Genomic DNA, 8,397 nt, shown 5'->3' with positions numbered 1-8,397 from the left:
CGCGGGGTGGAGCAGCCCGGTAGCTCGTCAGGCTCATAACCTGAAGGCCGCAGGTTCAAATCCTGCCCCCGCAACCATCTTTACTTGCGATCCACCCAGCCCTCCGGCGGGGTTTTTCGTTTGTGCGGAAATCGTAAGGATTCCAGCAAGATCGCCTTGGACGTCGATCTCAATCTTGCCGTCCACGGGCGTCAGCACGATCTTGTCCACCAGTGAGCGCAGGATGTCTGCTGCCTCGATCCGCTTCTCTTCCTCTTCGTCTTGCAAGGCTTCATAGAGCTGCTGGACCCGCTTGCGGTATTGCAGCGCCATCGAGGGGTGCAGCAGGGGAGGCGGTTCTTCCGCCTCGGCCAGGAACGTCCGCAGCTCAGCCTTCTGTGCCTCCAGCCGCTTCATGTCTCCCACGATGGCCTCGATCGGGCCACCGGCCTTGATAGCCGTCAGAAGCTTTGTCAGTTCGCGCTCGATCTTCGCTATCTCAGCCTCGGCCCCAGCGATGCCCGCGCGGCCTTCCATCCGCAGCCGGTTCATTTCTTGCGTAAACACCGCGCAGAAGTGAGCGAACAATTCGGGATCGACAAGTTTGGTGCGAAGCGCATTCAGCACGCGCGTCTCCAATTCGTCTCGACGGATGTTGGTCCGGTTATCGCAGGTGCCTTTGTTCCGTGCCGTCGAGCAGCCGATCAGGGTCGCCGAGATCGCCGAATAACCGCCGCCGCAGCAGGCGCATTTGGTCAGGCCCGAGAAGAGATATTTCGGCCGGCGTCGGTAGTTCATCTTGCGGACGTCGGCGATGCCGCTCTCATCCCGCTCGGTCCGGTTCTCGCCCTGCCTTGCCTTCACGGCGTTCCAGAGGTCGTCATCGAGGATGCGCAGCTCCGGCGCTTCCTGGATGACCCATTCGGATTCGGGGTTGGGGCGGGCCTGGCGCTTGCCGGTATCGGGGTCTTTCACGAATCGCTGGCGGTTCCAGACGATCTTGCCGACATACATCTCGTTGTTAAGGATGCCGTTGCCACGCTTCGGGTTGCCATTGATCGTGCTGAAACCCCAATCGCCACCGGACGGCGCGGGGATACGGTCCCTGTTCAGGGCGAGGGCGATGGTCTTGGCCGACTTGCCGGCCGCGTAGTCGCGGAAGATGCGGCGCACAACCTCGGCCTGCGCCTCGTTGATAGTGCGGTCGCCACGGACGGGCTCACCATTGGCATCGAACTTCTTCACCACGTCATAGCCGTAGGAATTGCCGCCGCCCGACTTGCCGGCTTCGACGCGGCCGCGTTGTCCGCGGCGCGTCTTGTCGGCCAGATCCTTTAGGAACAAGGCGTTCATCGTGCCCTTGAGCCCGACATGCAACTCGCTGATCTCGCCCTCGGACAGGGTGAACATCTTCACGTCGGCATAGCGCATGCGCTTGTAGATGCCGGCGATGTCCTCTTGATCCCGGCTGATCCGGTCGAGCGCCTCGGCCAGGATCATGTCGAACCGGCCTCGGACGGAATCCATGATCACCGCCTGGATGCCAGGACGCTGGATCATGCTGGAGCCGGAGATGGCGTGATCGGAATATTCCTCGACCACCGTCCAGCCTTCCTTCTCCGCCCGCAGGCGGCACATGCGGAACTGGTCGGCGATGGACGCCTCGCGCTGATTGTCCGACGAATAGCGGGCGTAGATCGCGACTTTCACTGCACATCTCCTTTCGGCATCAGGAGGTGCGCTTCCCCCGTCGACGCGTCATCTTCACTTCCTCGGCGTAGCATTCCCGCGCTGCCTGCCGCGCCAGAAACTCGACGAGACGCAGAAGGCGCGGATCGGGATCGCCCCTTGGCGTAAAGGTCAGTTCCGGCTCGTCGATCATCAGGGATTCGAGCAGCGCTTCGCGCTCTCGTCCTGACATCTTTGCTGTGTTTCCGGGGGCTCGCAAGGTCATGCGAGACAGAATTCGCGCCTATGACGGTATAAGCAACTGAAAACGCAGTCGAATATTTGGCGGAATCCAGCGCTATGCTGCGTACTCCGGCGCGTTCCAGAGTAGTCATGCGCATCATGGCATAGCGAAATAACCTACGGGATTTCGCCCCGGCGGCGGGTATCGAGGGGCTCCTTGGCGCTATGGCGAGTTCGGTGAGCATGACTAGGATATTATCGTATTGCCTTTTGCGATACAATCCCCTATCTTGCATGAAAGGAGACGACTCATGGTCAGCACAGCGGAACGCAAGGAATATCCCATCTCAATGCGACTGCCCGAAGCGGATGTGGCGATGATTGACCGCGCGGCAAACCTGCGCGGCCGTTCCCGAACGGATTTCGTGCGGGATGCCGCCGTGCGGGCCGCCGAGGAGGTCGTCATGGAGCAGGGGCTGATCCGCATGAGCCCGGAGGGCTTCGCGGATTTCATGGAGATCCTGTCTCGCCCGCCCACCATCGTCCCCGAGATGATGGAAGTGCTGAAGCGGCCCGCGCCGTGGGAACCCGGCTTTGAGCCGAAGCGGTGAGCCGTGGCTTTATCTGCGCCCGAGCCGCTGACTGCGGCCCATGACGTTTCCGCATTTTCATGCGGTAAGCCCACGCTCGATCACTGGCTGAAGACCCGCGCCCTTGCCAATCAGGAAAAGGGCTTCACGGCTGTCGTCGTCGTCCACGAGGCGGGGCGTGTCGTCGGATATTATGGGCTGGCCCCGACAGGGGCCGTCCCCTCAATCCTGCCGCGCGCAATCCGCACCGGACAGCCGCCCAACCCGGTCCCCTGCTTGCTTCTCGGGCAACTCGCCACGGACACTGATAGGGCGGGGCAGGGGATCGGCACCGGCTTGATGAAACATGCTCTTCAGCGTTGCGTTCTGGCGTCGCGCCTGATCGGCGGTCGGGCCTTGTTGGTCAATGCCGTCGATGAGGAGGCGGCGCTATTCTGGCAACGACATGGTTTCATGCCTTCCCGAGATGATCCGCTGGTTCTGCTGCGAGCGATCTCCGACATTGCCGCCATGCTAGCGCAGGCATGAGCCTCAGGATAATCCAGCCAGTCAAAAACGTTTATTTGGGGGAAAGCCTTTCCCTTGGCCGGCACCATGTTGCCGGCGCACCCCCATCGAGCGGGGGAGATCCCCGCAACGCCCCTTAGAGTGAGAGTGCGGGCCGGGTTTGCCGTGACGGGTTGAAGGCTGGAGAGCAGGTCTCCGGCGCCCGTCGCGGAGAACCGCGATGTCCAGATATGACCGCACCCCACGCTCCGGCTCGGAGCGGACGAACCTCTATGACGAAATCACCGGCAAGATCATCGCCGAACTTGAGGCCGGGCGCTTTCCTTGGGTCCAGCCATGGGGTAAGGCCACCGCCAAGGCCCCGCTCGGCCTGCCGCAGAACGCCAGCACTGGCCGCGCCTATAGCGGCATCAATATCCTGATCCTTTGGGGCGCCGTGGTTCAGCACGGTTTCCCCGGACAAGGTTGGCTCACCTATCGCCAGGCGGCCACCCTTGGCGGCAATGTTCGCAAGGGCGAGCGTGGCACCACCGTCGTCTATGCCGACCGCTTCACGCCCGAGGACGAGAAGCGGCGCGCGAGAGAAACCGGCGAGGAACCGGGGACGATCCCGTTCCTGAAGCGGTTCACCGTGTTCAACGCTGCCCAATGCGAGGGGTTGCCCGAGGATATCGCCGTCGCTATGCCGCCCCCACCACCCGGCCTAATCGAGCCGAGGGTCGAGGCGCTTATCAAAGCCACCGGCATCGACTTCCGCATCGGCGGGGATCGCGCCTTCTATGTCCCGGCCCTCGACCATGTGGTCGTGCCACCGCCGCAAGCTTATTTCGAGCCGATCAACTGGCATCGGACAGCCCTGCATGAGCTGGGTCATTATGCCGTAAGCTGGATTATGCCGCATGGCCGAGTTCGGCGGCCGTTGCGTCTGCTGTCGGCCATGCGGCAGTTCGGCATAATCAGAGCGTTTCGAGGAAAGCGAGCAGCTCATCGCTTGGGCGATAACGCCCGGTATGCGTTTCTGGGCTGGCAACCTGCGCGAGCGCCTTTTCCTTCAGCCGCATGTCGGCGTGGATATAGATCTGGGTTGTTTCCACGGATTCGTGCCCAAGCCATAGAGCGATCACGGATTGGTCGACACCATGATGCAGCAATTCCATCGCCGTGCTGTGCCGCAACGTGTGCGGCGTGACGCGCTTGCCTGCGAGGCTCGGGCAAACTCGTGATGCTGCTAGGCAATGCTTGCGCACCAGGTGTTCCAACGCATCGCGACTGAGCCGCTCGCCCCGGATCGACGGGAACAATGGCCCATCGCTGTTACGGCGTTCGCCTATCCAGCCCTGAATCAGCTTAGCTGTATCGCGACGAAGAGGAGTGCTGCGTTCTTTCCGCCCCTTTCCGATGCAGCGGATGTAGGCGCCAGTCCCAAGAACCACGTCCTTGCAGCGCAGATTGATCAGTTCTGACGCTCGCAATCCGGTCTGAAGCGCAAGCAGCAACAGAGCGTGATCACGGCGTCCCACCCATATCGTTCGATTTGGTGCTGCGAGCAGCGCCGCGATCTCTTGAGCGTCAAGGAACGTCACGCTTCGCTTCACATACCGCTTGTTCGGCATCGAGAGAATACGCTGGCAATGAAGAAGCCAGCTCGGATCGGTCATTGCGACGTAGCGGAAGAATGATCGGATCGCGGCAAGGCGTGTATTGCGGGTGCGCGCCGTGTTGCCGCGCGCCGTTTCCACATGGGTCAGGAAGTCGGCAACGAGATCGGCGTCGAGATCCTCGATCGTGAGCTTCGTCGGCGGCTTCCCGCACCTGGAACTCGCATACCGGATCAGCAACCGGAATGTGTCCCGGTAGCCAGCGACGGTGTGGCGGCTCGCCTCCATTTGCGTAGAGAGCCGGTCGGTGAAGAAGCGTTGGATCAGCGCGGGGAAGTTGGTCGCCTTCATCGGATTCCCGCCTCCGCCGCCACGCCAGTCATTCGGGACGAAGCCAGTTCCAGCAGTTCCGGGACCGCTTCCAGATACCAATAGGTATTGGCAGGGCTTGCATGACCCAGCCATGTCGTGAGCTTGATCATCTCGCGGCTGACATCTTTGCCCGACCGGTACCAGTTCAGCATGGTCCGCACCGCGAAGGTGTGGCGAAGATCGTGAATGCGCGGCCCACGGCCATGTCGAAGATAAAGCTGCGGCTCTCGTAGCCCAATCTGCTGGCACACATGCGCGAAGTTGTAGCGGGCGCTGCAATCGCCAAGACGATGCCCCTCGCAGGTCACGAAGAATGCTCCCGGCCTGCGCCCGAGCAGCCGGTCCCGCTCGCGGCCGTAGCTTTCGAGCCGTTGCACGACGCTATGATCCAGCGGCAGCAATCGCTCCTTGCCGAATTTGCCCTGCCGGACGTGAAGAATGCCGGATTCAACCTCCAGGTCAGCAGGATCGAGACCGAGAGCTTCGCTGATCCGAAGTCCGGTCACGGCGATCAGCCCGAAGAGCGTCGAGCAGGTCAGGCCACGCAGGCCGTAGACCGATGGTAACGTCCGCGCCTGATCGATGATCGCAACGATTTCAGCTTCGCTATAAATATATGGATGCACGCGTTGAAGGCGGCCAGGCACCAATCCTCGGGGTGGAGCCTCGTGCCTCGGATCAATGCCATGCAACCATTCCGCAAATTGACGGGCCACCCTGAAGCGTGTTGCCCGGGTTCCGGGACTGGCGGATGGCAGGCTCTCGAGCCAGCGCATGACCAGATTGGTGTTCACGTGCTGCGCGCCATCGCGGTCGGCGAAGGTGGCGAAGCGACGGAGTATCCGTGCATCGGTACTCAGATCGGCGCCGAGGACTCTTCTGAGAGTCACGTAGCGGTCAAGTTCGGCAAGGAAGCTCATCGTGCCTCCTCCGCGACGGGCCAAGATTGGGCGATGGAGCGTAGGCCATCCGTGTCGAGTTTCGCGTAGATCATCGTCGTCGCCCGCGACCGATGCCGTAGCAGATCGCCGATTTCCTCAAGCGATGCGCCGGAGCGCACCATATTCGTCGCTAGGCTGTGGCGCAGAACATGCGAGCCCACATAGGGCGTCGGCGGCTTCACGCCCGTCGCCGCGAACGCTTCCTTCAAGATGTCGTTTATGACCTGGCTGTCCTTGAATGGGCGGTTTGGCGCTCGGTGCGTCACGAACAGCGTGCGCGTGGTCGTTGACGTTCGCTCCTGCTGCAAATAGCCGATGATGGCTTCGCCGACGTCGGGCGGGATTGGCAACCGATCATGACGCTGGCCTTTTCCACGGACCAGCAACTCGCCGGCCCGCCAGTCCACGTCATCAAGCTGCATCGCGATGACCTCCGGTGCGCGCAAGCCGAGGCGGGCCATCAGCATCAGCATTGCGTAGTCGCGGGCGCCGCGCCGCGGATTGACCCGTACCGAGGCCAGAACTGCCTCCACCTCATCGGGAGACAGATGACGCGGAAGCCTGGCGCCCCAGGGCTTATGCGTCCTAGGCACGCTGAGCGACAGGTTGGTCGTCGTCAGGCCCTGTGCGAACAGATACTGGAAGAAGCTGCGCAGATGCGTGGCCGGCGTCTTGTCGCGGAACGGGTGCTTGCGCGCGAGCAGGTGCTCCATGAACGCCACGACATCCCGGATGTTCATCGCCGGAAGATCGAGCATATTGTCACCAAAGCGATGATCGAGGAAGCGATCCGCGAACCGCAGCACATGATAAATCGTTCGCGGGCTGAGGCCGCGCTGCTGCAGAAGATAGGTTTCAAAATTGCTCAGCAACTCTGCACGTTCGGCCTGCGCAGGTGTCAACGGTGGCCGTGTCGCCACCCCGATCTCAATCAGATGCGCGACAAACAGCCTGGCAAGATTGGGAACCTTGATCTGGCTTTTTGGTGTGACCGGCAACCGTCGCCCTAGTTCGACGGCAAGTTCTGGCGTCAACGCCGAGGGTGCAATGCCCTCGGTTTCGAGCAATCGCCCGAAGCGGCGAAGCAGGTATCGGTAATTCGCCAGGGTATCGGGTTTGTAGTTCTTTGCAGAAAAACTGTCCTCGAACGACGCGAAGTAGGGATCAAGGGAGGTAGTCTGATCTGATATTTCCATTTCTTGCGCTCCATGTTGTTGGAGCGACAACCTTCACGACAAAGACATATCTTTCGACCATATTTTGCGACAGCTTCCGACCCCTAGTCAGACGTTGAGTCTGGGTTGCGGAGCACCCGAAACCTGCCGTATCAGCATTTGCTTGTCGGCATAGTGGGGGCACGAAGCCGGCCGGCAACTCTGGATCGCCGCTAAGTCGTGAGCTGAAGTCACATTGGGTACCGAACCCGTTTGGAACCATTGCCGGGGCATCTTGAACCAGTTCCCGCGCGCGCAGCCGATCGGTTGAGAACCACTCGTATCAGGGCACCGGCACAGTCGCGATGAAATCGGTCATTCGCTTCAGTGCCTCGGCATCGTGGAAGATACCGAAATGTGTCGTCTCCGCCAGAACTTCTGCGCGTCCGCGGTAGCCGCTGGCCTTCAACAGATCGAGTAGCGCGGTACTGTCGACGGCCTCATCCTTGTCGCCGACGAGCACCAGACTGTTCGAGGGCATCGCCTTCACGTCGGCCGCATAGTCGTTGCGAGGATGATAGGAGGAATTGAGCCGCCAGGAATAGGGCTTTACGTACTGTGCCGGCAGCAGCCGCACATCATGGCCGAGTGCGATCAGCTCGCGAGCCCAATAGTGCGAGGAACTGCAGGCCTCGATCCCGATCACGCATCGTGGCAGACTTTCGAAGAAGGCGAGGACACGCCCTCGCGTCAGCTTTCGGCGAACAACAACCTCGCCGGACGAATCCACCGCGTGGACCTGAAAAACGGACTTTGCAATATCCAAACCGATCGTCACAATGTTGCTCATCGTGGTGCTCCTCCATCTTCAATCCCGCGATCATACCGCAGGGAGGGAGGAGAGCCGTCCACCGCATCAAGTCCGGACGGTCCGCTGTTGGAAGCGCTTGGCGGTTAGCTGCCTTTCCCGCACTGCCCTGTTGGGCAAAGTTTGCTTGGTCAGCGTAGGCCCATTGCGGCCATCAGAATCTGGTGGACGGAAGCCGTAAACGGTCGTAGCCGACCGGCCCCAGCATCAGATGCGACGCCACTGACCCTATCACCACACACTTCACGTCATGTTCGAATTCCGCACGTTGGCGCCGAGGCCTTCGGCGACATACGCACGCAGGAGCAGATTGAGAATCTCAAGATCGTTTTGCACTTCCACCGGATGGCATTTCCTGGCGCCTTCGAGGGCCGCCTTCAGCCATGGGCTCATCCGAGGATGCGCCAGAACCCAGGCGATCCGCTCGTCATTGGTCTGCGGCGCGTCATCAGCTTTCGTCATCGGCCTTTCTCCATC

Annotated in this window: 8 protein-coding genes, 1 tRNA gene and 2 pseudogenes; 4 read left to right on the top strand and 7 right to left on the bottom strand. The window is 61.2% G+C overall.

Features of this window, described 5'->3' with window-relative positions; genetic code table 11:
* A tRNA-Met gene (locus tag KWJ32_RS25415) sits at positions 1 to 77 on the top strand.
* Here the strand turns inward: KWJ32_RS25415 and KWJ32_RS25410 are convergent.
* Together KWJ32_RS25410 and KWJ32_RS25405 are read right to left on the bottom strand one after the other, a co-directional pair.
* Positions 34 to 1,689: a recombinase family protein gene (locus KWJ32_RS25410; protein ID WP_151610620.1), complete on the bottom strand. Its 1,656-nt coding sequence runs from the start codon at positions 1,687 to 1,689 to the stop codon at positions 34 to 36. The genes KWJ32_RS25415 and KWJ32_RS25410 overlap by 44 nt on opposite strands.
* 19 nt (positions 1,690 to 1,708) lie before the next feature.
* Positions 1,709 to 1,900: a hypothetical protein gene (locus KWJ32_RS25405; RefSeq protein ID WP_151610619.1), complete on the bottom strand. Its 192-nt coding sequence runs from the start codon at positions 1,898 to 1,900 to the stop codon at positions 1,709 to 1,711.
* A gap of 301 nt (positions 1,901 to 2,201) precedes the next feature.
* Between KWJ32_RS25405 and KWJ32_RS25400 the strand changes: the two genes are divergently transcribed.
* From KWJ32_RS25400 to KWJ32_RS25390, 3 genes and pseudogenes are all read left to right on the top strand, one after another.
* On the top strand, positions 2,202 to 2,501 hold the full coding sequence (locus KWJ32_RS25400; protein ID WP_037094414.1) for a DUF1778 domain-containing protein: 300 nt from the start codon (positions 2,202 to 2,204) through the stop codon (positions 2,499 to 2,501).
* Positions 2,502 to 2,504: 3 nt separating this feature from the next.
* Positions 2,505 to 3,008 carry a GNAT family N-acetyltransferase gene (locus KWJ32_RS25395; protein WP_037094412.1) on the top strand — a complete coding sequence of 168 codons (504 nt, stop codon included), beginning with the start codon at positions 2,505 to 2,507 and terminating at the stop codon, positions 3,006 to 3,008.
* A gap of 199 nt (positions 3,009 to 3,207) precedes the next feature.
* A pseudogene (locus KWJ32_RS25390) lies at positions 3,208 to 3,861 on the top strand (ArdC-like ssDNA-binding domain-containing protein); the annotation flags it as partial.
* A gap of 82 nt (positions 3,862 to 3,943) precedes the next feature.
* Here the strand turns inward: KWJ32_RS25390 and KWJ32_RS25385 are convergent.
* The 5 genes and pseudogenes from KWJ32_RS25385 to KWJ32_RS25365 form a co-directional block, all read right to left on the bottom strand.
* Complete coding sequence (locus tag KWJ32_RS25385) at positions 3,944 to 4,936, bottom strand: tyrosine-type recombinase/integrase (protein WP_024897186.1); 993 nt, start codon at positions 4,934 to 4,936, stop codon at positions 3,944 to 3,946.
* Positions 4,933 to 5,877: a tyrosine-type recombinase/integrase gene (locus tag KWJ32_RS25380; RefSeq protein WP_137387901.1), complete on the bottom strand. Its 945-nt coding sequence runs from the start codon at positions 5,875 to 5,877 to the stop codon at positions 4,933 to 4,935. The genes KWJ32_RS25385 and KWJ32_RS25380 overlap by 4 nt, the downstream gene beginning before the upstream one ends.
* Positions 5,874 to 7,094, bottom strand: a complete 1,221-nt coding sequence (locus KWJ32_RS25375) for a site-specific integrase (protein ID WP_137387900.1) — start codon at positions 7,092 to 7,094, stop codon at positions 5,874 to 5,876. Before KWJ32_RS25375 ends, KWJ32_RS25380 begins: the two co-directional genes overlap by 4 nt.
* 559 nt (positions 7,095 to 7,653) lie before the next feature.
* Positions 7,654 to 7,902 (bottom strand): annotated as a pseudogene (locus KWJ32_RS25370) (IS110 family transposase); the annotation flags it as partial.
* A 261-nt stretch (positions 7,903 to 8,163) separates the two neighbouring features.
* Positions 8,164 to 8,382 (bottom strand): hypothetical protein, encoded by a 219-nt coding sequence (locus KWJ32_RS25365; RefSeq protein ID WP_090597679.1) that lies wholly within the window; start codon positions 8,380 to 8,382, stop codon positions 8,164 to 8,166.
* Between the last annotated feature and the right edge of the window lie 15 nt (positions 8,383 to 8,397).

The organism is Ochrobactrum sp. BTU2, from assembly GCF_024539785.1.
In the GTDB taxonomy this organism is placed as follows: Bacteria; Pseudomonadota; Alphaproteobacteria; order Rhizobiales; family Rhizobiaceae; genus Brucella; species Brucella anthropi.
The sequence above is the reverse complement of the archived record's forward strand: the minus strand, read 5'-3'. Positions and strand labels throughout refer to the sequence as shown.

What these genes read in the sequence shown, in the direction of transcription:
- KWJ32_RS25405 (WP_151610619.1), bottom strand. Translation starts at nt 1,900, where the DNA reads ATGTCAGGACGAGAGCGCGAAGCGCTGCTCGAATCCCTGATGATCGAC.
- KWJ32_RS25400 (WP_037094414.1), top strand. Translation starts at nt 2,202, where the DNA reads ATGGTCAGCACAGCGGAACGCAAGGAATATCCCATCTCAATGCGACTG.
- KWJ32_RS25385 (WP_024897186.1), bottom strand. Translation starts at nt 4,936, where the DNA reads ATGAAGGCGACCAACTTCCCCGCGCTGATCCAACGCTTCTTCACCGAC.
- KWJ32_RS25380 (WP_137387901.1), bottom strand. Translation starts at nt 5,877, where the DNA reads ATGAGCTTCCTTGCCGAACTTGACCGCTACGTGACTCTCAGAAGAGTC.
- KWJ32_RS25375 (WP_137387900.1), bottom strand. Translation starts at nt 7,094, where the DNA reads ATGGAAATATCAGATCAGACTACCTCCCTTGATCCCTACTTCGCGTCG.
- KWJ32_RS25365 (WP_090597679.1), bottom strand. Translation starts at nt 8,382, where the DNA reads ATGACGAAAGCTGATGACGCGCCGCAGACCAATGACGAGCGGATCGCC.